This is a genomic window from Pseudoxanthomonas sp. UTMC 1351 (assembly GCF_040948865.1).
GTDB lineage: Bacteria > Pseudomonadota > Gammaproteobacteria > Xanthomonadales > Xanthomonadaceae > Pseudoxanthomonas_A.
In genome coordinates this window covers 1-26,854 of the sequence record NZ_JAVGJT010000007.1, presented here as the reverse complement: position 1 = coordinate 26,854, position 26,854 = coordinate 1, and the positions used below count along the sequence as shown (strand labels likewise).

21 protein-coding genes and 1 pseudogene are annotated in these 26,854 nt (G+C 62.9%); 13 read left to right on the top strand and 9 right to left on the bottom strand.

The window, feature by feature from the left end:
* Positions 1–29: 29 nt before the first annotated feature.
* From AB6O04_RS05860 to egtD, 4 genes are all read left to right on the top strand, one after another.
* Positions 30–767, top strand: a complete 738-nt coding sequence (locus AB6O04_RS05860) for an ATP-binding cassette domain-containing protein (protein WP_368562898.1) — start codon at positions 30–32, stop codon at positions 765–767.
* Entirely contained in the window at positions 764–2,260 is a 1,497-nt protein-coding gene (locus AB6O04_RS05855; RefSeq protein ID WP_368562897.1) for a glycine betaine ABC transporter substrate-binding protein, read from the top strand. Before AB6O04_RS05860 ends, AB6O04_RS05855 begins: the two co-directional genes overlap by 4 nt.
* A gap of 74 nt (positions 2,261–2,334) precedes the next feature.
* Positions 2,335–3,636 (top strand): ergothioneine biosynthesis protein EgtB, encoded by a 1,302-nt coding sequence (gene egtB / locus AB6O04_RS05850; RefSeq protein WP_368562896.1) that lies wholly within the window; start codon positions 2,335–2,337, stop codon positions 3,634–3,636.
* Positions 3,633–4,613 (top strand): L-histidine N(alpha)-methyltransferase, encoded by a 981-nt coding sequence (egtD, locus tag AB6O04_RS05845; RefSeq protein WP_368562895.1) that lies wholly within the window; start codon positions 3,633–3,635, stop codon positions 4,611–4,613. Before egtB ends, egtD begins: the two co-directional genes overlap by 4 nt.
* Positions 4,614–4,727: 114 nt before the next feature.
* On the opposite strand, the gene AB6O04_RS05840 is transcribed toward egtD, so the two are convergent.
* Positions 4,728–5,078, bottom strand: a complete 351-nt coding sequence (locus tag AB6O04_RS05840) for a NirD/YgiW/YdeI family stress tolerance protein (RefSeq protein WP_368562894.1) — start codon at positions 5,076–5,078, stop codon at positions 4,728–4,730.
* A gap of 304 nt (positions 5,079–5,382) precedes the next feature.
* Between AB6O04_RS05840 and AB6O04_RS05835 the strand changes: the two genes are divergently transcribed.
* Positions 5,383–5,886, top strand: a complete 504-nt coding sequence (locus tag AB6O04_RS05835) for an MgtC/SapB family protein (protein WP_368562893.1) — start codon at positions 5,383–5,385, stop codon at positions 5,884–5,886.
* 147 nt (positions 5,887–6,033) lie between these two features.
* Here the strand turns inward: AB6O04_RS05835 and AB6O04_RS05830 are convergent, their stop codons facing one another.
* Positions 6,034–6,453: a VOC family protein gene (locus AB6O04_RS05830; RefSeq protein ID WP_368562892.1), complete on the bottom strand. Its 420-nt coding sequence runs from the start codon at positions 6,451–6,453 to the stop codon at positions 6,034–6,036.
* An 8-nt stretch (positions 6,454–6,461) separates the two neighbouring features.
* Positions 6,462–7,184, bottom strand: a complete 723-nt coding sequence (locus tag AB6O04_RS05825; RefSeq protein WP_368562891.1) for an iron-containing redox enzyme family protein — start codon at positions 7,182–7,184, stop codon at positions 6,462–6,464.
* Between the two features lie 506 nt (positions 7,185–7,690).
* On the opposite strand from AB6O04_RS05825, the gene AB6O04_RS05820 reads away from it, so the two are divergent.
* Complete coding sequence (locus AB6O04_RS05820) at positions 7,691–8,515, top strand: hypothetical protein (protein WP_368562890.1); 825 nt, start codon at positions 7,691–7,693, stop codon at positions 8,513–8,515.
* Positions 8,516–8,797: 282 nt separating this feature from the next.
* Here AB6O04_RS05820 and AB6O04_RS05815 read toward each other — a convergent pair whose 3' ends face one another.
* Positions 8,798–12,517: an indolepyruvate ferredoxin oxidoreductase family protein gene (locus tag AB6O04_RS05815; RefSeq protein ID WP_368562889.1), complete on the bottom strand. Its 3,720-nt coding sequence runs from the start codon at positions 12,515–12,517 to the stop codon at positions 8,798–8,800.
* Positions 12,518–12,679: 162 nt separating this feature from the next.
* On the opposite strand from AB6O04_RS05815, the gene AB6O04_RS05810 reads away from it, so the two are divergent.
* Both AB6O04_RS05810 and ggt read left to right on the top strand, forming a co-directional pair.
* Entirely contained in the window at positions 12,680–13,312 is a 633-nt protein-coding gene (locus tag AB6O04_RS05810; RefSeq protein ID WP_368562888.1) for a tetratricopeptide repeat protein, read from the top strand.
* A gap of 89 nt (positions 13,313–13,401) precedes the next feature.
* Entirely contained in the window at positions 13,402–15,102 is a 1,701-nt protein-coding gene (ggt, locus tag AB6O04_RS05805; RefSeq protein ID WP_368562887.1) for a gamma-glutamyltransferase, read from the top strand.
* Between the two features lie 204 nt (positions 15,103–15,306).
* Here ggt and AB6O04_RS05800 read toward each other — a convergent pair whose 3' ends face one another.
* The 4 genes from AB6O04_RS05800 to zwf form a co-directional block, all read right to left on the bottom strand.
* Entirely contained in the window at positions 15,307–17,046 is a 1,740-nt protein-coding gene (locus tag AB6O04_RS05800; RefSeq protein WP_368562886.1) for an ExeM/NucH family extracellular endonuclease, read from the bottom strand.
* A gap of 306 nt (positions 17,047–17,352) precedes the next feature.
* Positions 17,353–17,871, bottom strand: coding sequence for a cytochrome c5 family protein (locus AB6O04_RS05795; RefSeq protein ID WP_368562885.1), 519 nt, complete (start codon positions 17,869–17,871; stop codon positions 17,353–17,355).
* A 267-nt stretch (positions 17,872–18,138) separates the two neighbouring features.
* A complete protein-coding gene (gene pgl, locus AB6O04_RS05790) occupies positions 18,139–18,846 on the bottom strand; it encodes a 6-phosphogluconolactonase (RefSeq protein WP_368562884.1) in 708 nt (235 codons plus the stop codon).
* A 138-nt stretch (positions 18,847–18,984) separates the two neighbouring features.
* Complete coding sequence (gene zwf, locus AB6O04_RS05785; protein ID WP_368562883.1) at positions 18,985–20,502, bottom strand: glucose-6-phosphate dehydrogenase; 1,518 nt, start codon at positions 20,500–20,502, stop codon at positions 18,985–18,987.
* Between the two features lie 96 nt (positions 20,503–20,598).
* On the opposite strand from zwf, the gene AB6O04_RS05780 reads away from it, so the two are divergent.
* On the top strand, positions 20,599–21,348 hold the full coding sequence (locus AB6O04_RS05780; protein ID WP_368562882.1) for a GntR family transcriptional regulator: 750 nt from the start codon (positions 20,599–20,601) through the stop codon (positions 21,346–21,348).
* 241 nt (positions 21,349–21,589) lie between these two features.
* Here the strand turns inward: AB6O04_RS05780 and AB6O04_RS05775 are convergent, their stop codons facing one another.
* A complete protein-coding gene (locus AB6O04_RS05775; RefSeq protein ID WP_368562881.1) occupies positions 21,590–22,609 on the bottom strand; it encodes an NAD(P)-dependent alcohol dehydrogenase in 1,020 nt (339 codons plus the stop codon).
* Positions 22,610–22,759: 150 nt separating this feature from the next.
* Between AB6O04_RS05775 and AB6O04_RS05770 the strand changes: the two genes are divergently transcribed.
* From AB6O04_RS05770 to AB6O04_RS05755, 4 genes and pseudogenes are all read left to right on the top strand, one after another.
* Positions 22,760–23,671 (top strand): LysR family transcriptional regulator, encoded by a 912-nt coding sequence (locus AB6O04_RS05770; protein WP_368562880.1) that lies wholly within the window; start codon positions 22,760–22,762, stop codon positions 23,669–23,671.
* Between the two features lie 361 nt (positions 23,672–24,032).
* Positions 24,033–24,497 carry a DUF1772 domain-containing protein gene (locus AB6O04_RS05765; protein WP_368562879.1) on the top strand — a complete coding sequence of 155 codons (465 nt, stop codon included), beginning with the start codon at positions 24,033–24,035 and terminating at the stop codon, positions 24,495–24,497.
* A 604-nt stretch (positions 24,498–25,101) separates the two neighbouring features.
* Positions 25,102–26,595, top strand: coding sequence for a xylulokinase (gene xylB / locus AB6O04_RS05760; protein ID WP_368562878.1), 1,494 nt, complete (start codon positions 25,102–25,104; stop codon positions 26,593–26,595).
* Positions 26,596–26,638: 43 nt separating this feature from the next.
* Positions 26,639–26,854: pseudogene (locus tag AB6O04_RS05755) on the top strand (xylose isomerase); the annotation flags it as partial.

Below are 26,854 nucleotides of genomic sequence, written 5' to 3'. Positions count from 1 at the left end.
ACACCGGCCAAGGGCGCTAAGCTCATCCGATGTTCGAGCTAAGACACGTAAGCAAGCGCCACGGCGCGATCATCGCGCTGGACGCCATCGACCTGTCCATTGCGGCAGGACAGACGACAGCGTTGATTGGGCCAAGCGGCGCGGGCAAGTCCAGCATATTGCGCATGCTGATCGGGCTGGAGTGGCCGGATGCCGGCGAAGTACGCTTCGATGGCGTGCCGCTGCGACGCGAGACATTGTTGGAACAGCGGCGGCGTATCGGCTATGTGATCCAGGAGGGTGGACTGTTTCCGCATCTCACGGGCGCCAGCAACGCAGCGTTGCTGGCACGCACGCTGGGCTGGGAAACATCGCGGATCGAAGCACGCCTGCGTGAGCTGGCGGAACTGTGCCAGTTGCCGTTCGCCGCGCTATCGCGCTATCCCGCGGAACTCTCGGGCGGGCAGCGCCAACGGGTCGGCTTGATCCGTGCGTTGATGCTGGACCCGGCGGTGCTGTTGCTGGATGAGCCATTGGGGGCCTTGGACCCGATTGTTCGCCATGATCTGCAAACGCAGATGCGCGAACTGTTCGCGCTCTTGAACAAGACCGTGGTGCTGGTGACGCACGATGTGGCCGAAGCCGTCTGGCTGGGCGACACGCTGGTGCTGTTGCGGGCGGGCAAGATATTGCAGAAGGGTGGTATCGATGAGCTGCTGGATGTGCCGGCCGATCCATTCGTGCATCAGTTCATGAATGCGCAGCGGCGTTTGCGGGAAGACGCATGAAGCGACGTCTACTCACATGGATATCAGCGTTTCTGTTGGCCTGCTTCTGCGCTTGCCCGACGCTGGCGCAAACACAGAAACCAGCGAAGGTAATCATCGGCTCCAAGAACTTCACCGAAGCGGTAATTCTGGGCGAGATCGGCGCGGGCGTCGGGCGCCAAGCGGGCGTGACGGTTGAGCATCAACGGCAACTGGGAGGCACCCGCATTCTATGGCGCGCGCTGGAAACCGGCGCTATCGACGCATACGCCGAATACACCGGCACGCTGGCCGAGGAGCTGCTGAAGATGCCAGGTGCCGACCGCGACGCGTTGCGCCGCGCGTTGGCGCAGCGTGGCTTGGCGATGACGGAGCCACTGGGCTTCGACAATACCTACGCGTTGGGAATGCGCGACGAACGTGCGCAGGCGCTGGGTATTGCGCGGATCTCGGATCTATCCGCGCATCCGCAATTGAAAGTTGGGCTGAGCAACGAATTCCTGTCGCGCGCCGATGGCTGGCCTGGATTGCGCGCCGCCTATAACCTGCCGCAGCGAGCCGATGGCCTGGACCACGATCTCGCTTACCGCGGCTTGGCCAGCGGCGCTATCGACGTGACCGATCTCTACAGCACCGACGCAGAGATTCCTCGCTACAAGCTGCGAGTGCTGGTCGACGACCGTGGCTATTTCCCCGACTATGAAGCGGTATATCTGTATCGCGCGGACCTGGCGCAGCGTGCGCCAGCCTGGGTGCTTGCCTTGGAGGATTTGGCCGGCCGGATGGACGCCTCGACCATGCGGCAGCTCAACGCCAGGGTGAAGCTGGACCGTGAGGCCGAAGCCGCGGTTGCCGCCGACTGGCTGGGGGTAGCCGCGCCGGAAACACGCGGCCGTGCGGCGCGAATCCTCCAACGCACCTTCGAACACCTGGCGTTGGTCGCCGTATCGCTGGGGATGGCGTTGTTGGTTGCCTTGCCGCTGGGCGTGCTGGCCGCGCGGCAGCCACGCTTGGGACAAGCCGTCCTGTCGGCGACCGGCTTGCTGCAGACGTTGCCTTCGCTGGCGGTGTTCGTCTTCATGATTCCGCTGTTCGGCATCGGGGCGAAGCCCGCCATCGCGGCGCTGTTTCTGTATAGCTTGCTGCCTATCGTGCGCAATACCCATGCCGGACTGACCGGCATTCCATTGGAGTTGCGCGAAACCGCCGCCGCGATGGGCCTGCCACCGCGAACGCGGCTATGGCGAGTGGAACTGCCGCTGGCGCTGGGAACGATTCTGGCGGGCATCAAAACCGCCGCGGTGATCAATGTCGGCACGGCCACTTTGGGCGCGCTGATCGGCGCAGGTGGCTATGGTCAGCCGATTCTTACCGGTATTCGTCTGGATGACATTGGTTTGATTCTGGAAGGCGCCGTGCCGGCGGCAGTGTTGGCGTTGCTGGTGCAGGGTGTGCTGGATGTGGCGCAGCGTCTACTCACGCCACGGGGGTTGCGGCTGGCGGCTAGAACGTAGAGCGAAGCGCGTACGCATAAGCGACGGCGAAACCGCATAACAATGCTTTCACATTGGTCTCCTATGCTCGTTCGATGCTTGGGTCCACTGCCCCTGCCGGCATGAGCTACGACGGCGTCGCCGAGCCGCGGACGTTGCTTGCGCGCTATCTCGCCGTCCGCGCGGCCAGCCTGGCGCTGGCGGCACCGTTGTCGCCGGAAGACGCCATGGTGCAGAGCATGGACGACGCTAGTCCTGCCAAATGGCATCTGGCGCACACCACCTGGTTCTTCGAGCGCTTCGTGCTTTCCACGCGCGCTGGCTACGTACCGGTGAACGCCCAATGGGATTATCTGTTCAACAGCTACTACCAGAGCGCTGGATCCATCCATGCGCGGCCGCGGCGCGGATTGCTGTCACGGCCAACATTGATCGAGGTGCTGGACTACCGCGCGCAGATCGACGCACGCGTACAGCGGCGCTTTGCCGATGGCGATCTTCGGGAAGACGATCTACGTACGCTGCTATTGGGAACCCACCACGAGCAACAGCACCAGGAACTGCTGCTTACCGATATCAAGCACGCGTTCTGGTCGAACCCGCTGGCGCCGGTCTATCGTGGCGATCTTCCCACGCATCCCGGCCACGCCGTGCCGTTGAGATGGGTCGCGCGCGATGAAGCCATCATTGAGATCGGCGCCGCGCCCTGGCCGCAATCACAAGCTTTTGCGTACGACAACGAGTCCCCGCGGCACCGTGTGCTGGTGCCGGCGCATGCACTGGCCAGTCGGCCCGTCAGCAATGGCGAGTACCGGGAGTTCATCGCCGACGGCGGCTACCGGACGCCGGACCTGTGGCTGAGCGAAGGCTGGGAGCAGGTACGTGCCCAAGGATGGCAGCGGCCGTTGTACTGGAGCGAGGACCGCGAGCGCGAGTTCACGCTGGGCGGCTGGCGTCCTTTGGTCCCGCATGCGCCCGTCTGCCACCTGAGCTACTTCGAAGCCGATGCCTTCGCGCGTTGGGCCGGTGCACGCTTGCCCACCGAGACCGAATGGGAACAGGCGGCGGCCGGCGCCAGCATCGCGGGCAATTTCGCCGACACCCAAACCGCCGCGCTGCATCCGCAGGCGCTGGCCACGCACGGCGCGGGCTTGTGCCAGTTGTTCGGCGATGTGTGGGAATGGACGTCCAGCGCGTACACCGCTTACCCGGGCTTCCGTCCGCTATCGGGTTCGTTGGGCGAGTACAACGGCAAGTTCATGTGCGGCCAATGGGTGCTGCGTGGCGGCAGCTGCGCCACACCGCGCGATCACATCCGTGCGAGCTATCGCAACTTCTTCCCGCCGCCGGCTCGTTGGCAGTTCTCCGGTGCGCGCCTTGCCAAGGAGGTGGCATGAACGCCGCGATCCCTCGCCCCCGCATGTCGTCGCTCACCGATCTGCAACCGCCAGCGGACGGCTTGCTGGAAGACGTGCTGTCCGGTCTGTCGCGCTCGCCGAAACGGATTCCCTCGAAGTACTTCTACGACCATCGCGGGTCGGAGCTGTTCGAAGCGATCACCCGGCAACCGGAGTACTACCTCACGCGGGTAGAGCAGGCCCTGCTGGACGCGCGCATGCCGGCCATCGCCGACGCGGTCGGCACCGGCGCGCATGTGGTGGAGTACGGCAGCGGCAGTGGCCGCAAGACGCGGCAGCTGTTGCGCGGCTTGCGCGCGCCGGTGGCTTATACGCCGGTGGAAATCTCGCCTACCGCGCTGGAGGCCACCACCACAGGACTGATGAGCACCTTCCCCTTCATCGAGATGCTTCCGGTCTGCGCGGATTTCACTCGATCCGTGCCGCTGCCGCGAGCCAAACGGCCCGCTCGGCGAACGCTGGTGTTCTTCCCTGGCTCCACGCTCGGCAATTTCACGCACGATGAAGCCGTCGATATCCTGACGGGAATGCGCCACATCCTGGGGCAGGACGGGCGGGCACTGATCGGTATCGATCTACAGAAGGATCCGGCACTGATCGAAGCGGCCTATAACGATGCGGCCGGCGTCACCGCGGAATTCACGCTCAACCTGCTGGTGCGTTTGAATCGCGAATTGGGCTGCGACTTCGACCTGGCCGGCTTTCGCCATTGCGCCCGCTATGTTCGCGAACAAGGCCGCATCGAAACGTTTCTGGTCAGCCTGCGTGCGCAGGAAGTACATGTCGCCGGCCGCGCTTTCCGGTTCGGCCAGGATGAAGCCATGCGGGTCGAATACAGTCATAAATACAGCAGGGGCGGTTTCGCGGCACTGGCCGCGGCGGCGGGGTTGGCGGTGGCCGAGGAATGGAACGATCCCAAGGACTGGTTCGGATTGCGGTTGCTGCGGCCGGTGTGACGAATTCGGTGTCGCGGTGATACTCATGGCGCACCCTACGCCATGGACATCTTTGGTACGAAGGCGAATGCCGCATCCGGATGCAGATGCGCATTGGCCCTCGTGTAACCGGCCCTAGTTCAAAACTTCCATTCGCTCGACGTCGATTTCCACCTTGCCCCAATCCTTCTCCACCTCGCCGATCAAGCGCACTGGGGTGGTGGCTTCGATGGGAGTGCCGAGCGGGAAATCCTCCGGGTCGATCTCGACGCGCACGGTGCCGCTGGCATCCTTGAATTCGTAGGTGTCATTGCCGATATGGCTTGCCAGCACGCCTTCCAGCACCACGGGCGTGTTGTCGGCCGCCTTGCTGGCTGCTTCGGCTGTCGTGGCCGAACGGACTGCGCTGGGCCCCGTGTACTGGGCAAGGGCAACTGTCGATATCGGTAGTAGCAGCGCCGCGGAAAGAAATGCTCTGAAGTTCATCGTGAATCATCGTTTCAGGGGGGCACTCACCTTAGGCACCTGAAACGAGCACATCCATCGAGATTCTCCTAAAAACAGGAAGCCCTCGGGCTTCCGATGCGCTCAAGTCCATTCAAATCAGCGGACGGGCATTTCGATGAACGACACGGGTGCGAAAAATCCGGAGCAGCATGATTTTTCACGTCGGACGCATGCGCCATGGCTTACACCCGGGATACGCACCTACTTCCGGAGCATTCATGACCGCGGCCGCATTGAGTGACCATGTCGCTTCCCTGCCCAATCATCGCCTGGGTGATGCGAGATGACCGGATTCAGCACCATGATCGAACAGGATCTATGGATTCTGGTGCGGATTGCCGCAGCCATGCTGCTGGGTGGGGTGCTGGGCCTGGAGCGTGAAATGGGCCGGCACGCCGCAGGATTGCGCACGCATATGCTGATCAGCGGGGCGGCGGCGCTCATCGTCGGCTTGGGTGACGTGATCGCGCAGCATTTTTCGCACGAGCAATATCGCGAACTGCTGCGGGTCGATCCGGTGAGACTGATCGAAGCCGTCGTTGCGGCGGTGGGTTTCGTCGGCGCCGGCGCCATTTTGCGATCGGGAAAGAGCGATAAGGTGCATGGCCTTACCACCGCCAGTTCGTTGTTGATGGCGGCGGCCATCGGTATCGCAGCCGGGTTGGGCAACTACCTGCTGGCGCTGGGCGCGTCGCTGATGTGCGTGGTGGTGCTGGCGCTATTCCGTCGGTTCGAACGCGCGGTGCCTCCCGCGAGCGACGTAGGGAAGGACAAGCCGAAGCGCTGATTTCACCGATGCCCCTGGATCGACCGATCTTCCTGTAGGAGCGCCGTCCCGGCGCGAGCTCTTCAATGATATGCCGGGATCCAGAAGAGCTCGCGGCGGGACGCCGCTCCTATATTCAATCGACGGCGCTCCCACATTCAATGGCAATCAGGGAATAAAGGTCTGCTCGGGATCGTCGAATGACTTGAATTCCAGCGCGTTGCCCGACGGATCGAACAGGAACATGGTCACGTGCTGGCCAGGCTGGCCTTTCAAGCGCAGATGCGGTTCTTCGTGGAATGCGACCTCGGCGGCCTTCAGCCGTGTGGCGAGCGCTTCCCACGATTGCCGGTCCAGGTTCATGCCGAAATGCGGCACCGGAACCGCTTCACCGTCGAATCGCCCGCTCTGCAGCGGCTGGCCATCACCGGAGATATGCGCGACCAAGTGATGGCCGAAAAAATCGAAGTCCTGATAAGAAGTGTCAGTGCGGCCTTTGGGGCACCCAAGCACCTCGCCGTAGAAGTGCCGCGCCTCGTCCAGGTCGCGCACGGGAAACGCCAGGTGGAACTGCGAGATCGTGCTCATCGCCGCGCTCAAGAAGCCGCCTCCAGCTGTGGCACGCAGGCGTCGAAAATGTTCTCCCAGAACAGGTTCCAGGCGGTGATGCTGCGCTCGTAGCCTTTGGCCAGTTCCGGCAGCACGCTGGGATCATCGCGCAGGTAGTCATCGATGGCGCGACGGGTGAGCTCGCCATGCACGATATCTTCCTCGCCGGTATGGATCGTCCAGAATTCCCAGTCGATATGGTCCGCATTCGCGACGAAGTACGGATTCTCTCGCATGTGTTCGAACATCACCGACAGATAGGTCTGGCACAGGCATTCGCCGCCCATTCCGCGCAAACCGACACCGTAAGCGATCGGGTTGCGGGACATATCGCGCGTCAAGCTCTTCAGGATATGTTCGTTCGCCGGGAGTGGGCTCTGCAACGCCTCGTCAGTGACACCGATGGTGGCTAGAAAGCGATCGTATACCGTCGGGTGGGCTTTTTCCGGATCGCCTTCGCCTAGTTCCTCGGCCAGGATCTGGCCCAGCAAGCTACGCAGCCCACCAAAAGGTAGGCGCGCCACCAGCAATGCAAGATCGCCGATATAGTCGATGGTGAAGAAGCGGTATTGGATACAGACTTGGCGCAGAGCTTCGATGGGAAGCTTCCTGAGTATCGCCATTCTCTGTGCCGCCAGAATCTCGGTCGCCTCTTTGGCTTCGTCAGCGAAACGCCAGAATTGCTCCCGAGTCATCGGTTGGACTTGCATCGCGGTAATTCCTGGGGGAATGGGCGGGAGGCATGCACCTTCGGAGTCCGTACGTACCCTCCTCTTTCACGAATGATCGTTGTCGAGTGCGTGAATGGAATGTGTAGACAGACGAAAAGAACACGAAGAATCGCGTGAGACCGATAGTCGGCAGCCGAGATATTCGTGCCGCTTACCGGCAAGACAGCTGCGTTACAGGCGAGGCTTACAGACACGAGCACTCAGTGCCAACCGATAGCCGAATATCCGCGAAGAAACGACCAGGAAATATGAGGTGCAACGCACAGTTTCCAGAGTCCGCGCCCAATGTGACGAAATGCTGAAGAGGTCGACGCGCGGTGAGTGATTTTGGCCAGCTTTGTTCTATGCGACTGTGCGCGTGCTTGTGAAAGGCGCGTGCACGCCGAGTGTTCGCATGCGGGGTAGCATCACAAAGCGTGATTAAGTTCTTTGGAGTTTCCAAAGGGCCGACCATTGTCTTCCGATACCGAGGTAAGAGCATCCCTATGCATGATGGAAACAACAGGCATGACCACTCCCGGGCGACGGAGCCCGCATCGATAGAAGAAGCGGGGGTCAATCTGTTGTGGACCAGCGGCTGGGATTCGACATTTCAGTTGTTGCAGCTGTTGTTGAAGCATCGGCTGCCGGTCACCCCGTACTATCTTGAGGATTCGAGTCGCGCTTCCACCTCGACCGAACTGCAGGCCATGCAGCGCATTCGCGACGCGCTGTACGATGCGTTTCCCGAAACGCGCGCACTGCTGCGGCCGTTGCGCAGGTTTCGCGTCGCAGATCTCGACTCTGATCCGGATATTTCGGAGGCCTTGCGCACCATCCGATCGCGCGTCTACCTCGGTAGCCAGTACGAGTGGCTGGCGTTGTTCTGCAAGCACCATGGCATGGCCGATATCGAACTGAGCGTGCACATAGACGACAAGGTGCAGGCGGTCCTGGCCCCCTTCGTGCGCGCCTACGATCAGGGCGGCAAGTACCGCAGCTTCCGGATGGATCCCTGCCATGCGGATAAGGCCGAGTACACGCTGTTTCGCTATTTCAGCTTCCCGCTATTCCAGATCGACAAGCGAGCGATGGCGCGCGACGCCGAACGAGCGGACTGGAGCTGGATCATGGACATGACCTGGTTCTGTCACCGACCGGTGCGCGGCATGCCATGCGGCGCCTGCGCGCCGTGCGTCTACACCATCGACGAAGGACTGGCCTGGCGCGTTCCGCGTTCCCGGCGCGCGCTGTCGTATCTGTATCGGAAACTGGCGCTGCCGCTGAAGCCGCCGCTTCGTGCGGCGTTGGCGTCGGTGCGGCGGCGGTAAGTTTTCTGCCCCGATCACAAAAACTTCGTCATCCCGGCGAAGGCCGGGACCCAGCGGCTTTCTGCAGGCAGCTAAAGAAGCAAAGTGTATCCAAGGATTGATCGGAATCAGAATCCCGCCATCATCAAAGTCCAGGGCGCGAGGCACTGGGTCCCGGCCTACGCCAGGATGACGAGGCCCTATTGATTCAGCAACAAATGATATGAGCACGTCGAGAGGTATGGAAAGGCATGCGCCACCACGCCTGTAGAACGAACCGTAGCCAAGAACACCCCGATCACATCAAGCGATCCGCGCCAATGGAATCTCCCGCGGGTTGTTCCACTTGGCCAACAGATCCGCTTCGCGGGTCTTGGCCTTATGCAGGTGAGCATCCTTGACGTGGCCGTAGCCGCGGATGTGCTCGGGAATGCTGGCGATCTCCACGGCCAGCGGCAGCTTATCGGCGCTCAACGACGACAGCAGTGACTCCACGGTTTTTTCGTAGTCAGCGATCAGCTGCCGCTCGCCTTTGCGTTCCTCGGTGTAACCGAAGATATCCAGCACACTGCCTCGCAGGAACCGCAGTTTGGCCATCAGTTTGAACGCGGTGAACACCCACGGGCCGTACTCCTTTTTCATCAGTCGGCCCTGCGCATCCTTCTTGGCCAGTAACGGCGGCGCCAGGTGGAAGTGGACCTTGTAGTCGCCGTCGAACTGCTGCTGCAGGCGGCGCTGGAACTCGCCACTGGTGTAAAGGCGAGCCACTTCGTACTCGTCCTTGTACGCCATCAGTTTGAAGTAGTAGCGCGCTACCGCCTCGGTCAGTGCGGTGGAGGCGGGCGCACGCAGGTTCTCGGCGGCGCGCACCTTGGCGACAAGATCGGTGTATCGCTCAGCGTAGGCGGCGTTCTGATAATCGCTGAGGAAGGCGGAACGACGCGCGATCAGTTCGTCCAGCGAGCGCGACAGGCGCAGATCGTCCAGCGGCAGGAAAGCGACATTGTTGCCGTTGCCGGCGCTGCCCTCTGGCAGGCCGCGCAGTTCGCTCTCGTTGTCCGGATTGCGAGGCGCGGCGTTGGCGCCCCATTCGGTGCTTTCCCATTCGCCCGGCGGCAGTATCTGCAGGTTGCGTGGGATGCGTTCGTTTTCGGTTTGCGTGTTGTGGATCAGGCCCGACGCTTCCTGCACGGCTTGCGGATTGACCACCGCCAAACGGCCCCAGGCGAATGCCTGCTTGTTCATTTCAATCGCCGCGCCATTCAACTCCACCGCACGCATGATGGCGTCGAAGGAGATCGGCACCAGTCCCTGCTGCCAGGCATAGCCCAGCATGAAAAGGTTCGCCGCGATGGCATCGCCCATCAAGGCGGTTGCCAATCGCGTGGCGTCGACCTGCATCGGATCGCGTCCGCCCAGTGCGACTTTCACACCAGCAACAATCTCGCTGGCGGGGAACTGCATGTCCGGACGGGTGGTGAACGTGCCGGGCATCGCCTCATAGGTGTTCAACACCACGTGCGAGCGTTCGCCACGCACTTTGGACAACACCCAGTAGTCGTTGACCACCACCATGTCGCAGCCCAGCACCAGGTCCGCTTCACCCGCGGCGATGCGCACCGCGTGGATGTCTTCCGGCGTGCGCGCGATGCGGATGTGCGTGGTTACCGCGCCGCCTTTCTGCGCCAAGCCGGTCTGGTCGAGCACGCTGGCGCCCTTGCCTTCCAGGTGGCCGGCCATGCCGAGCAACGCGCCGATGGTCACCACGCCAGTACCGCCGACACCGGTGATCAGGATGTTCCAGGGTTGTGTCAGGTCCGACTTCACCATCGGCGGTGGCAGCTGGTCGAACAACGATGCGACGTCCGCTCCGCTTTTACCCAGTGTGCCGCCTTTGCGCGGAGAACCCCCATGCACGGTGACGAAGCTGGGGCAGAAGCCGTTAACGCAGCTGTAGTCCTTGTTGCAGTTGGATTGATCGATCTCGCGTTTGCGCCCGAATTCGGTCTCTTTGGGCAGCACCGACACACAGAAGCTCTTCACGCCGCAGTCGCCGCAGCCTTCGCACACCAGCGTGTTGACCATTACCCTCTTCTGCGGGTCGACCATCTTGCCGCGCTTGCGGCGGCGGCGCTTTTCGGTGGCACAAACCTGGTCGTAGATCAGGATGGAAACGCCCTTTACTTCGCGCAGTTGTTTCTGTACCTCATCCAGTTGCTTGCGGTCGAAGAACTCCACGCCGGACGGGAAGATTTCCGGCTGGCTCCACTTTCCGATCTCGTCGCTCACCACCACGATCGTCTGCACACCCTCGGCGCGCATCATGTGCGCGATCTGCGGCACGCTCAGGGTGCCGTCCACCGGCTGGCCGCCGGTCATCGCCACCGCGTCGTTGTAGAGAATCTTGTAGGTGATGTTGACGCCGGTGGCCACCGACTGCCGTATCGCCAGCGAGCCGGAATGGAAGAAGGTGCCGTCGCCCAGGTTCTGGAACACATGCGGCGTTTCGGTGAATGGCGCCTGCCCCGACCACGTCACGCCTTCACCGCCCATGTGGGTGAAGGTGTCGGTGTCGCGGTCCATCCACGTCACCATGTAGTGGCAGCCGATGCCACCCAGCGCGCGCGAGCCTTCCGGCACCACGGTGGAGGTGTTGTGCGGGCAGCCGCTGCAGTAATGCGGCACGCGCGGGAAATTGGCGCGCGGGAGCGCCAGCTCAGCTTCCTTGTCTTCCATCCAGCGCAGGCGCTGTTCGATGGATTCACTCGTGAAGAAACGCTGGATGCGCTTGCCGATGACGGCGGCGATCGTGGCAGGCGTCAGTTCGCCGGTGCTGGGCAGGATCCATTCGCCTTGCTCGTCGTACTTGCCGACGATGGACGGCCGCGTGCCCAGCGACCAGTTGTACATGTATTCCTTCATCTGCCGCTCGATGAAGGCGCGCTTCTCCTCGACGACGACGATGTCTTCCAGGCCCTTGGCGAAGCTGGCGATGCCCATCGGCTCCAGCGGCCAGGTCATGCCAACCTTGTAGACGCGGATGCCGATGTCGGCGCAGGCGCGTTCGTCCAGGCCCAGGTATTCCAGCGCCTGCAACACGTCCAGATAGCTCTTGCCGGTGGTGACGATGCCCAACCGTGCGCGCGGAGAATCCAGCACAACGCGGTCCAGGCCATTGGCGCGCGCGAACGCCTGCGCGGCCTTCACCGCGTAACGATGCAGGCGCATCTCCTGGTCCAGCGGCGGATCAGGCCAGCGGATGTTCAAACCGCCGGTGGGCAGTTCGAAATCCTCCGGCAACAGGATCTGCCGGGCGAACGGGTTCACTTCCACCGACGCCGACGATTCCACCGTCTCGGCAATCGTCTTGAAGCCCACCCAGCGGCCGGTATAGCGGCTCATCGCCCAGCCGACCAGGCCCATGTCCAGGATGTCCTGCACGCCGGCCGGGTTCAGCACCGGCATCATCGCGCTGACGAATTCGTCTTCCGAACCGTGCGGCAAGGTAGAACTGCGGCAGGCGTGATCGTCGGCGGCCAGCGCCAGCACGCCACCGTGCTTTGAGGTGCCGGCCGCATTGCCATGCTTGAAGACGTCGCCGCAGCGGTCAACGCCGGGGCCCTTGCCGTACCACATCGAATACACGCCCTCGACCTTGGCGCCGGGGAACAGGTTGGTCTGCTGGGTGCCCCACACCATCGTGGCGCCCAGGTCTTCATTGAGTCCGGGGGTGAACTTCACCGCCGCGGCTTCCAGGTGTTTGCGCGCGCGCCACAGCTCCAGATCGAAACCGCCCAGCGGCGAGCCGCGGTAGCCGCTGATGAAACCGGCGGTGTTCAGGCCGGCAGCCTGATCGCGCAACCGCTGCATCAAGGGCAGTCGCACCAGCGCCTGCACGCCGCTCAGGTAGATGCGGCCGTCGGTGCGGGTGTACTTGTGTTCCAGGGTGTAGTCGTTGTCCAGCATCCCGATCTGCGGAGTGTTGGCGGAAGAGGGCGAGATGAGTTCGGCGGTGCTGGTCATGGCTGGCCCATACTGGAAGGCTGGCGTGCCCGAAGATTAAGCGGGCGCGAAGGTCGCAAATTGTAGCAGCGGGATATTTTGTGATCCCGATCACTGCGTATTTGTGCGTTGCAGCGGTTAGGATGACGGCCGGGGAGGAAATGGTGGTCGGGGGACTACGTGATGACTTTGAATAAAGGCTTGCTGGCGGTTGTGCTGGCACTGTGGGGTTTTGTCGCCAGCGCGCAGACCCTGTCCAAGCCGAAAGAGTTCTACTTCGATGAAGACCGCGCGGTCACGCGCCCGATCGTGGTGGTGGAAGGATTGCAGGGCGATGAGTTGGCCGAGGCGCTGGTGAAGATCCGCGAACGCGGCCGCAAGGCGATCGAGGCCAGTGTCCAATTGGCTCACGTTGCCATTGCCGGTGGTCGCACCGAGTTGGGCAAATCCCTGTATCAGCAGGCCTTGAACAGCACCCAGTCGGGCGGGACGCTGTGGCGTTCCATCAGCTGGAACTACGCGTGGGACTTGTACCGCCTAGGTGAATTTGAACCGGCGCTGACACAATGGACCGGTGCGATTAACGTCGTGGGTGCACCGGCATGGGTGCCACCCACGCTGGCCTTGAGCTTGTGGAGCGTGGACCGCAAGACGGAAGCTGTGCAGTGGTACGCCGCCGCCGTGCGCACCGAGCCGAACCTGTGGAACGACCCGGCGAATTTCGCCCGGCTACTGCCGACGTGGAGCGAAAGCGAACGCAGCCGGTTGGCGGAAGTGCATGCCGCATGGCAGGCGAATCCGCCGGCTTGGCCGTAGAGCGCGTCTTCGGCAAGCCCAGGACGGGCGCTAACACGTAACATTGGCGATGAAGGCGCGCACCCAGCGCGCCACACCGCGATATCGCCATGCGCGTTTTCCTGTTCTGTTTCGCACTGACGTTGGCGTGGCCGTCGGCCGCCGCCGACCGCATCACTGGCCGCGCCTTCGCCACCCGGTCGGAAGTCATCGCACCGAAGGCAATGGCAGCCACCTCGCACCCGCTGGCGACGCAGATTGCCTTGGACGTGATGAAGCAGGGCGGCAGCGCCGTCGATGCCGCGATCGCCGCCAACGCCGCGCTTGGGCTGATGGAGCCCACCGGCAACGGCATGGGTGGCGATTTCTTCGCCATCATCTGGGATCCCAAGACCCGGAAACTCCATGGCTACAACGGCTCGGGGCGGTCGCCAAAATCCCTGACGCTGGAGTACTTCCAGCAAAAAGGCATCACCGACATTCCGCCCACCGGCCCACTGCCGGTCAGCGTGCCGGGCACGGTGGACGGGTGGTTCGCCCTGCACGGGCGCTTCGGTAAGCTGCCGATGAAGCAGGTGCTGGCGCCCACCATCCGCTATGCGCGCGACGGACACCCAGTGGCTGAAACCGTTGCCTACTACTGGAACCGTTCGGTACCCAAGCTGTCGCAGTACCCGGGCTTCAAGGAACACTTCACCATCGGCGGCCGCGCGCCGCGTACCGGCGAAATGTGGAAGAACCCGAGCCTGGCCAACACGCTGCAGAAGTTGGCCGATGGCGGCCGCGATGCGTTCTACAAAGGCGACATCGCTCGCACCATCGATGCTTATTTCAAGGCCAATGGCGGCTTCCTGAGTTACGAAGACCTGGCCGCCCACCAGGGTGAATGGGTCGAACCGGTAAGCACCAACTACCGCGGCTACGACGTGTGGGAATTGCCGCCCAATGGCCAGGGCATCGCCGCCTTGCAGATGCTCAACGTGCTGGAAGGCTACGACTTCACCAAGATTTCGTTTGGCAGCCCCGAGCATGTGCATCTGTTCGTGGAGGCCAAGAAGCTGGCCTTCGCCGACCGCGCGCGCTGGTATGCCGATCCGGCGTTCCAACCGGCACCCGTCGCCAAGCTGATCTCCAAGCCGTACGCCGCACAGCGCCGCAAGCTGATCACGATGGAGAAGCCGCTAAAGGAAGTGCAGCCCGGCACGCCGCAGGAATTGCAGGAAGGCGACACCATCTACCTGACCACCGCGGATGCCAACGGCATGATGGTCTCGCTGATCCAGTCGAACTACCGCGGCATGGGCAGCGGCATGACGCCGCCAGGGCTGGGCTTCATCCTGCAGGACCGCGGCGAGATGTTCGTGCTCAAGCCCGGCCATCCCAACAGCTTCGAACCGGGCAAGCGGCCGTTCCAGACCATTATTCCGGCCTTCATCACCAAGGACGGCAAACCGTTCGTCAGCTTCGGCCTGATGGGCGGCGCCATGCAGCCGCAAGGCCATGTGCAGATCGTGATGAACCTGGTCGACTTCGGCATGAACCTGCAGGAAGCTGGCGACGCGCCGCGCATCCAGCACGAAGGCTCCACCGAACCCACTGGACAGAACACCGCGATGAGCGACGGCGGCGTGGTGCAGTTGGAGTCCGGCTACCCGTATGAAACCGTGCGCACGCTGATGGACATAGGCCATCACGTGGAATGGGCACTGGGACCGTATGGCGGCTACCAGGCCATCCGCCGCGATCCGGAAACCGGCGTGTACTACGGCGCCAGCGAAAGCCGCAAGGACGGGCAGGCGGCGGGGTATTGAGGAGACGGAAGCGGTAGCCGAACGCGGGCTGCCGTTGTGGGAGCGACGTGAGTCGCGACCGTATGCCATGGCGCTCGTCAACCATGAAGAATGCGGTTGGTTGCGGGTCAGCACTAAACAGAACGGTTTAACTGCGCGCTCCTGCGTTGTCCCGACACTTCTCATTTCACGGTCGCGACTCACGTCGCTCCCACAAGGGAAAAGTCAGAGATCAAATCCTAATAGCAATGGATCATGATCCGAACTGCGATAAGGCGTGGTGCTGCCGCTTTCCGCATAGCCTTCGCGTTCGGATTCGTCGGCATTGATATGCCACTCGGCCGCGCCGCGGATCTTCTTCGCCAGCGCGGGGCTCAGCAGGGCATGGTCCAGCCGTCCGGACAGGCCGTTGTAGACGTAGCTGTAAGGATGCTCGACCTTGGCGGCGACGAACGCATCCACCCAACCTGATTGGCGCAACCATCGCATCGGGTCTTCCATCGCATAGGCATTGAAGTCGCCCAATAGCACGGTCATGTCGCTGCGGCTGCCGGTGGGATCGGTTTTTATCCAAGCGTCCAGCCGCTTGCTGGCGTCCAGCCGCAGCGCATTCCAGCAGCCTTGCCCGTCGTTCTGATCCGCATCTGCACCGGTGGCTTCGGAGCAACCCTTGGACTTGAAGTGATTGGCGACCACCACCACCGGCAACCGATCTTCGCCGATGGGCATGAACGCCTGTGCCAGCGGAACCCGGCTGCGTTCGCCGAAAGGTCCGTCTTCCAGCACGGCCGGCTTGCCCTGGGGCGTCACCCGCGACGCCCGATAGATCAGGCCCACCCGAATGGTGTCGGGACCAGGACCTTGGCCTGCATCGATGAAGCGCCAGTCGCCGCCGTCGGCGTTCAAGGCGGCGACGAACTGCGTCAGGCTGGATTCCGGACCGTAGCCGTCGTTTTCCAACTCCATCAACGCGGCAATATCCGGGTTCAGTCCATGGATCGTCGCCACCAGCTTGACCGTCTGGGCCTGCAATTGCTGTGGCGTTTTGGCGCCACGCGATGTTGGAAAGCCGCCGCCGCGACCGTCACCGTTGAAGAGGTTTTCCAGATTGAAGGCGGCGATCTTCAACGTGCCCGGCACCGTGGGTGGCGTGGGCCGCTGCGGGTCCTTCAATTTCAATGGCGAGCTCGTTTGCAGCCGATATCCACCATGCCGCTCATCGACAATGCCTTCCACGCCGTCCAACGCCGTACCGGCGCGCGGCGCGTGCTCCCCGGTGAGATAGCTGATTGATTTCGGATCGCGATCGCCGCTGCCGTCATCCAGCAGCAAGCGCCGACGCTTGTTGTCCGTCACCACTTGCTGGAATGCCGGACTACCTGGCGCCGCCACTTCACTGGGCTGCCATAAGCGGCCGTCGAACGCCACGCTGAGCTCTCCGTAGCGATCCAGCTGATCGGTGCCGGCGACCGTCAGCGGCGCGGATATGCGCACCTTCATGCCTTCCAGCGATTCCCAGTTTGCGGGAATAGCCTTCAGTTCGGCTGTCGCGATGAGCGGCGCGGCTTCCGCTACGGCTTCGATGTGGGAAGGAGATATCGCGGTCAGCCGGGTGCCCTGGCGACCGACCTCGGTCTCGACCACCTTGCCTTCAATGCGCACGCGTTGGCCGACGCGAACAATTTCGCCGTCCACCACCGCATCGAACGCATGCATCACGAAAATGCCATCCGAGGTCTCCGCATTGCCATCGCCTGCGTCCTGCAGGAAGAACCCGCCCAGGCCCTCGCGTAGATCCGCCGTCACCACGCCTTCGACGATGACCGTCTGTCCTTCCAGCGGGCTGCCGTCGCCGCTTCCTTGTACGGCGCCGATGGCAAGGGGCGCGCTGCTGCCGTCTGCCGCCGTGGCTGGACCGGTGGTTAGCGTGGTAGCGATCAATAAAGGCAAAAAAAGGACTCGCATCGGAGAGGAGTTCCGGCCGGAAGTATCAAAGTAGAACATTCTCGCATCGACTGCTGGCTTGCTGGCCGGCCGCGGCGAGGATCCGGGAGCTAGAGCGACTTCGCGTCGGTTAGCTGCTCGGACCATATCCATCGTCACCCCGGCGCAGGCCGGGGCCCAGTGCCTTGCACTCGGGATGGCAAAAGTCGCTAGGCCCCGGCCTGCGCCGGGGTGACGATCCGTTATGACTTAGCGTGGAAACGTGAAACAGCCCAAAACAAAAACGCCGCCCGGAGGCGGCGTTCTGCGCGTCGGCAACGGCCGGACTTACTTTACGTTGGCCATCATCCAGTCGACCGTCGCGTGGATCTGCTCGTCGGTCAGCGCCGGATTGCCGCCCTTCGGAGGCATGATGCCGCCGTCCGGACCGGTGAAGCCTTCGATGGCGTGCTTGTAGAGCGTTTCCTTGCCCTTGGCCGCACGCGCGCCCATGCCGGCGGCGGTCAGCGTCGGGGCCATGCCCACGCCGTTGGTGTGACAGGCACCGCAGAGGTTCTGGTAGATGACCGCGCCGTCGGTGGTGCCGCCATAGGCAACTTGCGCCGAGGCAGCCGCCAGTGCCGCTGCCTTGGCGGCAGCCTGAGCGGCGGCACCGGTGCTGCCTGCGTAGGCCGCGCCGCTCGGCGCGATGCGCGATTCGGTGCGCTTGGCGGCGGCCGGGTCCACTTCCGGCGGCACCGAGCCGTGCAGGAAGTAGGCGCCTGCCATCAGACCCACGGTGACCAGCATCAGGAAGCCGATCACCATCGAGAAATGCTTGAGGAATTCGAGGTCGTAATTACGCACTTTCCACCTTATGGCAGCACGGCACTCAAGCCGTGCATGGCTACGAAAACAGGAGTCCGCCCAGCCGATTCATGGCCGCCGGCGGGGGCGCATCCGGACGCGGACGCCGCGGACAAGGCGGCCATTATAAGCAGGGAGGGCCTGCGCGGGATATTTCCCGGCTTCTGGCCTGCATCGCGAGACGGATGGGGAAGGTCAGTCGCCGTGGCTGAACGTACGGATTGGAGCGGATGCTGGTTATCCGCACGCCGTACGAATGCGAGGACACTACGGACAGCTGAAGACAGCGACCGGCCTTGCGACATGCGCCAGCACGGCGCGCACGGGATAGTCCTTGCCCTCGCCTTCGCCCGTCAGCGCGTGCTGCAGCACCGTCTGTTTTTCCGCACCTTCGATATGCAGGTACAGCCGATTTGCAGCTAGCAGCACGGGCAGGGTCAGCGTGATGCGGGGCTCGCCCGCGCCCGGTGCGCGCATGGGGAGTACCCGGGCGATGCCGGTCGGGTCCAGTGCTTCCACCAAATGGTCGCCGCCGGAAAAGAATGAGGCGGTATGGCCGTCGGCACCCATCCCTAGGACTATCGCATCGAAGGATTGCGGTAGACCCGCTTCCAACTCCGCCACTGCGGCTTCCGGTTCCGGCATTTCCCGATAGAGCGGCACAAACCGCGCTGCGGCCGCGGGACCTTGCAGCAGGTTCTCCTGCACCAGCTTCGCATTGGAGCGTTCGTGCGTGGCGGGGACCCAGCGCTCATCCACCAACGTCACCACGATCTTCTCCCAAGCCAGCGGATGTCGCGACAAGGTCTGCATGAAACGCTTGGGCGTATTACCGCCCGATAGCGCCACCGTAGCGTTCCCGCGCGCGGCGATGCCTGCGCGCAAGTCGTCGGCGACCGCTGTCGCGAGTCCTTCGGCAAGCGCGGCACTGTCGGCGAAGCTGTGGAGTTGGATATTGGGGGAGAGGTCGGTCATGAACTAGTGGCATCCAGCGCTGTTTCCTTCTCCCTGCGGGAGAAGGTGCCCGAAGGGCGGATGAGGGAATGGACTTTCAGGCCGACGGATGAGTTTCCATCCCAGGAGTTCTTCGCCCCTCATCCAAAAACAAAAACATCAAGCCGAATCCTCATGCCAGGTGCGGCCATCGCGCTCGACCAGCGCCACAGCGGCGCTCGGCCCCCACGACCCGGCGGTGTAGGTCTTGGGCGCATCGCGCAGGTTGTTCCAGGCGGCGAGGATCGGGTCGATCCACTTCCACGCCGCCTCCACTTCGTCGCGGCGCATGAACAGCGTGGGGTTACCGCGCACCACGTCCATCAACAGGCGCTCGTAGGCTTCCGGCTGGTGCACGCCGAAGGCTTCGGCGAAGCTCATGTCCAATGGCACGTGTTGCAGGCGCAGGCCACCGGGGCCGGGATCCTTGATCATCAGCCACAACTTGACGCCTTCATCCGGCTGCAGGCGCAGCACCAGTTTGTTGGTCATCACCGGGCCGGCGCTGTCCTCAAAGATCGAGTGCGGGATCTGCCGGAAGGTGATGACGATTTCCGAAACGCGCTCGGGCAGGCGCTTGCCGGTGCGCAGGTAGAACGGCACGCCGGCCCAGCGCCAGTTATCCACTTCCGCTTTCAATGCAACGAACGTTTCGGTGCGCGAGTCCTCGCGTCCCAATTCGTCCAGATACCCCGGTACGGCGGCGCCATTCACGGCGCCAGCGCGGTACTGGCCACGCACGGTGACGTGAGCGGCATCGGCCGCGGTGATCGGCCGCAGCGAGCGCAGCACCTTCAGTTTTTCGTCGCGCACCGCATCGGCCTGCAACGCGGCCGGCGGCTCCATCGCCACCATGCATAGCAGCTGCAGCAAATGGTTCTGCACCATGTCGCGCAATGCGCCGGAGGTGTCGTAGTAGGTGGCGCGCTTCTCCAGGCCGACCGTTTCGGCCACGGTGATCTGCACGTGATCAATGTGGTTGGCGTTCCACAACGGCTCGAACAGGATGTTGGCGAAACGCAGCGCCAACAGGTTCTGCACTGTCTCCTTACCCAGGTAATGATCGATGCGGAAGATCTGGCTTTCCTCGAACGCACTGCCCACGGCGTCGTTGATCACCGCCGCGCTGGCGGAGTCGTGGCCGATGGGTTTTTCGATCACCACGCGCGCACCACCGGCATTCAGGCCGTGCGAACGCAGGCGGTCGCAGATGTTGACGAACAGCGTCGGGCTGGTGGACAGATAGAACACGCGGATGCGTTCGCCCTGCGTCTTCAACTGCTGGGCGAATTCTTCCCAGCCGTCGTCACGAGTGGCGTCCAGCGCGTGGTAGCCGAGCTTTTCCAGGAACGCTGGAATCTTCGCCTTCAGCGCTTCGTCGCTGGCAGCCAAACGCGTCAGCGCATCGCCCACCTTGGCGCGGTAATCGGCCGCGGACTGCCCGTCGCGGGCGACGCCGATGATGCGGGTCTCTTCGCGAATCTGGCCGTCGGCATAGCGGCGCAGCAGACCGGGTAACAGCTTGCGCATCGCCAGATCGCCGGTACCACCAAAAATCACGAGGTCGAAGGGGTCGACGGGCAGGGTCTTGGCGGTCACGTCAGCTCTCAGGGCGGTTGATCGGAAAGGTGGAACCATACCACCGCACTACCAGGTTTTGCCACGTAATCAGTCCACATTGCTGAATCTGCGAGACATCTTGTTAGATTGGTAGCCCAGTGGTATCTTCTGGCGATGCAAAAAGCTCTTGCCGATGAATACCAGCGCCTGCAGACCGGCGAATCCACCCGCGCGGTGGCTTATCTACGTTTGCGTCGCGCGCTGCAGAATCTGATGGATGCCGGTGTGCTCAAGCCCGGACAGGCGCTGCCTAGCGAACGCGATCTGGCTTCGCTGTTGTCGCTGTCGCGCGTCACCATTCGTAAAGCGCTGGCCGGACTGATCGAAAGTGGTCTGCTGGTGCAACGGCAAGGCGCAGGCACGTTCGTCGCCGAGCGCATCTTGCGGCAGTTCTCGCGTCTGACCAGTTTCACCGACGACCTGCGCGAACGCGGACTCAATCCACAAGTGCGTTTCCTGGAGCGCAGCGTGGGCGAAGTAACGCCGGAAGAATCGATGGCGTTGAACCTGTCGCCCGGCAGCGGCGTGGTTCGCATGTATCGGCTGCGCCACGTCGACGGTTCTCCGATCGCCATCGAGCGCACGCTGGTGCCGTATTCATTGCTGCCAGATCCCGACAGCGTCACCACGTCGCTTTACGAAGCGCTCGACGCCTACGGCAATCGCCCGAAGCGCGCGTTGCAACGACTGCGCGCGGTGGCATTGGATGAAGAGGCGGCCAAGCATCTGGAACTGCCGGTCGGCAGCCCCGGTTTGCTGGTGGAGCGTCGTGCGTTTCTGGAAGACGGACGCGTGGTGGAATCGACGCGTTCGTATTACCGCGGTGATGCTTACGATTTCGTGGCGGAATTGCAGAGCGATTGAGGCATCTTCTTGTAGGACCTAGTGGTGTCGAATTTCAGTTGCGTGTCTATTTAAGAGACTGGCACTCTCACGCGGGCAAGCGGCGTTTTTTCCCTTCTCCCATCGGGAGAAGGTGGCGCGCAGCGAAGGATGAGGGCATGAAAAGACTCTCGTAGGAGCGCCGTCCCCGGCGCGAGCTCTTTGCTTCTTATCGCGATCTGACGGGGAGAGCTCGCGGCGGGGACGGCGCTCCTACAACAGCCTAGTTGCCTATTTCGATAACCACCTTGCCGAAATGCCGCCCCGCCTTCAGATGCTCGTAAGCCTCACGCGCCTGTGCGAATGGGAATACGCGGTCGATCACCGGACGAATCTGGTTCACTTCGACGAAGCGGTTGAGGTCCTCGAACATCGCGCGGCTGCCGACAAAAATTCCAGTTAGATGCTGGGCGCTGACGATCAAGCCAATGGTTGAGATCGCTGGACTTCCGAAGCCGCTGACGCCGCCGATCACGGCCACGGTGCCGCCCATGCGTGCGGCGGCCAATGAACGGGTGAGCGTGTCTTCGCCACCGACCTCCACCACCAGATCGACGCCGCGGCCGTCGGTGAGGCGCCGTACTTCGTCTTGCCACTCCGGTACGTTGCGATAGTTGATGACGGCGTCGGCACCGAGCATACGAGCGCGCTCCAGCTTTTCATCGCTGGACGAGGTCACGATGGCACGCAGGCCGGCGGCTTTCGCCAATTGCAGCGCCCAGATCGACACGCCGCCGGTGCCGAGCAGCAGCACGGTCGCGCCGGGTGTCAGATTGCCGGCGACGAACAACGTGTTCCAAGCGGTGATGCCGGCGCAGCAGAGCGCCGCGGCTTCGGTGTAGTTCAAATGCGCGGGAATGGAAACCAGCGCGTCCTCGTGCGCGACGAACTGCTCGGCGAGCACGCCGGGGATGTGTGCGCCATAGGAATGGGCGAGCTTCTCCGGCGTCGGCGCGCCGTCCGACCAGTCGGGGAAATAGGTATTGACCACGCGGTCGCCAGGCTTGAAGCGCGTCACTGCCGCGCCCACCGCGATCACTTCGCCCGCGCCATCGCCGACCGGGATGAGCGGGTGCTCGGGCACGTTGACGTAATCGCCGCGCGCGAACATCAAGTCGCGATAGTTCAACGACACCGCATGGATCCGCACCAGTACTTCATTGTCGGCGGGCGTGGGAGGTGCGATATCGATCTGCTGTAAGCCAGCGACACCGTCGCCGGCGCGTAGTTGGTAAGCCTTCATGAGTGCTCCGCAGTGGGGGAAACGAACAGAAGTAGCGCGGGAGGGACCGGCTTGCGGCCGCATGGCTGCGCTGGCGGATAAGATATAGGTGCCCATCAGTACGCAGTGGCGCATCTTGTTTCCAGCTGTGTAGCTAAAAAGGAACCAATCATGATCAACGAGCGCCTCAGCGGCGTGACCGCCTTCGTCCAGGTCGTGGAGGCGGGCAGCTTTGCGCTGGCAGCGGCACGCCTGCGGGTGACGCGCTCGGCAGTCGGCAAAACCATTGCTCGGCTGGAACAGCGCCTGGGCGCTCGACTCTTCCATCGCACCACGCGCCGCCAAAGCCTCACCGATGACGGCCAGGCGTACTACGAACGCTGTGTGCGTGCATTGGCGGAACTGGATGCGGCCGAGGCGGCCTTCGAAACCGGCCGCCGCGAACCGCTGGGACGCTTGCGGGTCAGCGCGCCGGTGCTGTTCGGCCGTCATTGCGTGGCACCGGTATTGCGGGACCTGATGCGCATGCATCCGCGGCTTGAGATCGAGCTGTCCTTCAATGATCGGGTAGTCGATCTGCTCGAAGATGGTTTCGATGTCGCTGTGCGCGTGGGCGCGCTGGCCGACAGCGCCAATCTGGTCGCGCGTCGCCTGGGCACTCAGCACATGTCGATCTGCGCGTCGCCGGCCTACCTGGCCGAGCACGGCCATCCCACCAGCGTGCAGGCCATGGACGGACATATCGGCATTGCCTACGGCCGCGCCGGTTACGACCTGCCTTGGCGCGTGCGCGACGCCGATGGCCGTATCGAAGAACCGAAGATCAAAAGCGCATTGCGGTTCGACGATCTGCAGGCGATCGCAGACGCCGCCGTCGCCGGTGCTGGTTTGGCCTGGCTGCCTTGTTGGCTAGTGTCGCGGCACGTGCATGCCGGCGAACTCGTGTTGGTGATGGATAGCGAACTGGTTGTCGCCAGCGACATACACGCGGTCTGGCCGAAGATGCGGCACCTGCCATCAAAAACGCGGGTGGCGATTGATGCGTTGGCGGCGGAGATTCCCAAGATGATTGGCGTCCGGTAGGAGTGGCGTCCCGCCGCGAGCTTTTCCTGTCAGATCACGCAAAAAAAGCGATTGAAGCCCCGCCATTCGCCATCCGGACGCGCTGCGGCGCGTTCTTGATCTTGTTCACTGAGAGGCTATCGCGGCGCGGAGCGGCGTTCCGCCGCGAGCTCTTTCTGTCTGATCGCGATAAAGCAAAGAGCTCGCGCCGAGACGGCGCTCCTACAAGAGCGAGCTCCTGCAAGAGTCTGTTGTCATGACGGCATTCGCTAACGCGCAGACTCCGTCACCGGCTCGACAACAACCGCCCTACGAATAAACGCCTGCGCCGATTTCCTCTCGCGCTCGACCTCGCCGCGTGATGATTCCAGCTTCCATCACTATGCTTCTCTGGTTCAATGCCATCGGTTGCGGACTGATGGCCGGTCTGTTTTTCGCCTTCTCCACCTTCATCATGAAGGCCTCGGGCCGTATCGCTCCCGCAGCCGGAATCGCTGCGATGAATTCGATCAACGAGGTGATCCTGCGCTCGTTATTCATGCCGCTATTCTGGAGCACGACGGTGGCGAGCGCGGTGTTGGCCGTCTTCGCGGTGGCGGTTTGGGATGAAGCGGGCGCGAAAGCAGTGCTGGCGGGTGGCGTGGTCTATCTGATCGGCATGTTCGTTTGCACGCTCGCCATCGAAGTGCCGCTCAACAATCAGCTGAAGTCCGCCGCTGACAGCGATTCGGCGCTTCCCATGTGGCAGCGGTATCTGGCCCGCTGGACTCAATGGAATCATGTGCGCACGGTTAGCTGCACATTGTCGTGCGCGCTCTTCATCTGGGCGCTGGTGGAAAGAGGCTAAGGCGAAGAGCTCGCGCCGGGACGGTGCTCCTACCAGAGCCATTGCTTTCATGTGCGATGGCCCATTTCCTTGTTCGCTGTTGTAGGAGCGGCGTCCCGCCGCGAGCTCTTCCCTCAGATCGCGCAAAATGGAGAGCGGTTGAAGCCTGCCATTCGCCATCCGGACGCGCTGCGGCGCGTTCTTGATCGCGCGCACGGAACGGCCATCGGGGCGCGGAGCGGCGTCTCGCCGCGAGCTCTTCCCTCAGATCGCGCAAAACGGAGAGCGGTTGAAGCCTTCCATTCGCCATCCGGACGCGCTGTGGCGCGTTCTTGATCGTGCGCACGGAACGGCCATCGGGGCGCGGAGAGGCGTCCCGCCGCGAGCTCTTTTCACCAGATGGCGGCAGGAGCGAAAAGCTCGCGCCGAGACGGCGCTCCTACCTAAGTGCTTGTTCTGCTGGGCATTCCGCACCGCAGCAAGCACTTCTCGGCACAGCTGGTAGAGTGCGCGCATCCCCGGCTTTCCCAGATCACTTCCCCATGTTGCTGGCCTTTTTACCCAGTGCGGTCACGTCTTCCGTAGAAAATGGTAGCGCTAACTTTTCTGCTGCCAGGGGGCAACAATGACCCTGTTTGCCGGTATTGACGCAGGCACCCAAAGCATCAAGCTGGTGGTCTACGACCCTGAGCAACGCCAGGTAGTCGCCGCCACCAGTGCACCGCTGGAACTGATCAGCGCTGACGACGGCAGCCGCGAGCAGCATGCATCGTGGTGGCTTGACGGCGTCCGCGCGTGTTTCGCGCAACTGGATGCGGCTACCCGTGCCGACATCGCGGCGATTGCGGTCTCCGGCCAGCAACACGGCTTCGTGCCGCTGGATGCCGAGGGCAATGTGTTGGCACCGGCGAAGCTGTGGTGCGACACCAGTAGCAGCGTCGAGTGCACCGAGATCATGGAGGCGGTCGGCGGTGCCGCGCGCTGTATCGAACTGTCCGGCAATCCGATCCTGGCCGGCTACACGGCGTCGAAGCTGCCGTGGACCCGCAAGTATCGCCCGGAGGTCTACCGCGATCTGGCGAGCATCCTGCTGCCGCACGATTACCTGAACTTCTGGCTCACCGGTGAGCGCTTCATGGAATACGGCGATGCTTCCGGTACCGGCTGGCTGGATGTGCGCACGCGGCAATGGTCGAAAGAACTGCTGCACGCGATCGATCCCCAACGTGACCTGTCGCAGTGCCTACCACCGCTGGTGGAACTGGGCACCACCTTCGCCCTGTTGCCGAACGTCGCCGACGAACTGGGCCTGCCGCCCGGTATCCGCGTCGCGGTCGGTGGCGGCGACAACATGATGGCGGCCATTGGCACCGGCGCGGTGGTGCCGGGCCGGTTGTCGATGAGCCTGGGTACCTCGGGCACGCTGTTCGCTTACTCCGACACGCCGGTGATCGACAAGGACGGTGCCTGGGCCGCGTTCTGCTCCTCGTCCGGCGGCTGGCTGCCGCTGATCTGCACGATGAACTGTACCGTTGCAACAGAAACCATCGCTCAATTATTCGGCTTCAGCACGCGCGAGGGCGATGCCCGCATCGCCGCCACGCCGCCGGGCGCGGATGGGCTGACGATGCTGCCGTTCCTCAATGGTGAACGTACTCCCGACTTACCGCTGGGCAAAGGCGTGCTGGCCGGACTGGATCCGCACAACATGAGCGAGGCGCACTTCTATCGCGCAGCGATGGAAGGGGCGACCTACAGCCTGAAGTACGGCTACGACGCGTTCGTGCGCGCTGGCATGGCGTTCGACCGCATCGTACTGACCGGCGGTGGCAGCAAGAGCGCGGCCTGGCGGCAGATGGTGGCCGATGTGTTCGGCTTGCCGGTGGACGTGCCGCAGCAGGCCGAAGGCGCCGCGTTCGGTGCGGCCCTGCAGGCGTTGTGGTCGCTGAAGAAAGAACAAGGTGAAGCCATCACGCTGGCCGAATTGGCGAACACCCATGTGGGTACCGACGATGCATCGGCCGCTACGCCCAATGCGGAATCCGTCGCCGCCTATCAAGCGCCGTACCAGCGCTTCCTGCATCACCTCGACGCCGTGCGGCCGGTTTACGCCGCCTGATCTTCCCTCATATTGCTACCGAATAAACACAGGAACACCGCACATGGCTACGCAACCCTACATCGGCAAACAAGAATTCTTCCCCGGCATCGGCCGCATTGCGTTCGAAGGCCAGGCCTCGGACAACCCGCTGGCGTTCAAGGTCTACGACGAGAACCGCAAGATCGGCGGCAAGACCATGCGCGAGCACCTGCGTTTTGCGGTGTGCTACTGGCACAGCTTCTGCAACGCCGGCCACGATCCGTTCGGTCCGGGCACG

Bases quoted from the DNA above. Each gene is read 5' to 3' on its own strand.
- AB6O04_RS05860 (WP_368562898.1), top strand. From the start codon at position 30: ATGTTCGAGCTAAGACACGTAAGCAAGCGCCACGGCGCGATCATCGCG.
- AB6O04_RS05855 (WP_368562897.1), top strand. From the start codon at position 764: ATGAAGCGACGTCTACTCACATGGATATCAGCGTTTCTGTTGGCCTGC.
- egtB (WP_368562896.1), top strand. From the start codon at position 2,335: ATGCTTGGGTCCACTGCCCCTGCCGGCATGAGCTACGACGGCGTCGCC.
- egtD (WP_368562895.1), top strand. From the start codon at position 3,633: ATGAACGCCGCGATCCCTCGCCCCCGCATGTCGTCGCTCACCGATCTG.
- AB6O04_RS05840 (WP_368562894.1), bottom strand. From the start codon at position 5,078: ATGAACTTCAGAGCATTTCTTTCCGCGGCGCTGCTACTACCGATATCG.
- AB6O04_RS05835 (WP_368562893.1), top strand. From the start codon at position 5,383: ATGACCGGATTCAGCACCATGATCGAACAGGATCTATGGATTCTGGTG.
- AB6O04_RS05830 (WP_368562892.1), bottom strand. From the start codon at position 6,453: ATGAGCACGATCTCGCAGTTCCACCTGGCGTTTCCCGTGCGCGACCTG.
- AB6O04_RS05825 (WP_368562891.1), bottom strand. From the start codon at position 7,184: ATGCAAGTCCAACCGATGACTCGGGAGCAATTCTGGCGTTTCGCTGAC.
- AB6O04_RS05820 (WP_368562890.1), top strand. From the start codon at position 7,691: ATGCATGATGGAAACAACAGGCATGACCACTCCCGGGCGACGGAGCCC.
- AB6O04_RS05815 (WP_368562889.1), bottom strand. From the start codon at position 12,517: ATGACCAGCACCGCCGAACTCATCTCGCCCTCTTCCGCCAACACTCCG.
- AB6O04_RS05810 (WP_368562888.1), top strand. From the start codon at position 12,680: ATGACTTTGAATAAAGGCTTGCTGGCGGTTGTGCTGGCACTGTGGGGT.
- ggt (WP_368562887.1), top strand. From the start codon at position 13,402: ATGCGCGTTTTCCTGTTCTGTTTCGCACTGACGTTGGCGTGGCCGTCG.
- AB6O04_RS05800 (WP_368562886.1), bottom strand. From the start codon at position 17,046: ATGCGAGTCCTTTTTTTGCCTTTATTGATCGCTACCACGCTAACCACC.
- pgl (WP_368562884.1), bottom strand. From the start codon at position 18,846: ATGACCGACCTCTCCCCCAATATCCAACTCCACAGCTTCGCCGACAGT.
- zwf (WP_368562883.1), bottom strand. From the start codon at position 20,502: ATGGTTCCACCTTTCCGATCAACCGCCCTGAGAGCTGACGTGACCGCC.
- AB6O04_RS05780 (WP_368562882.1), top strand. From the start codon at position 20,599: ATGCAAAAAGCTCTTGCCGATGAATACCAGCGCCTGCAGACCGGCGAA.
- AB6O04_RS05775 (WP_368562881.1), bottom strand. From the start codon at position 22,609: ATGAAGGCTTACCAACTACGCGCCGGCGACGGTGTCGCTGGCTTACAG.
- AB6O04_RS05770 (WP_368562880.1), top strand. From the start codon at position 22,760: ATGATCAACGAGCGCCTCAGCGGCGTGACCGCCTTCGTCCAGGTCGTG.
- AB6O04_RS05765 (WP_368562879.1), top strand. From the start codon at position 24,033: ATGCTTCTCTGGTTCAATGCCATCGGTTGCGGACTGATGGCCGGTCTG.
- xylB (WP_368562878.1), top strand. From the start codon at position 25,102: ATGACCCTGTTTGCCGGTATTGACGCAGGCACCCAAAGCATCAAGCTG.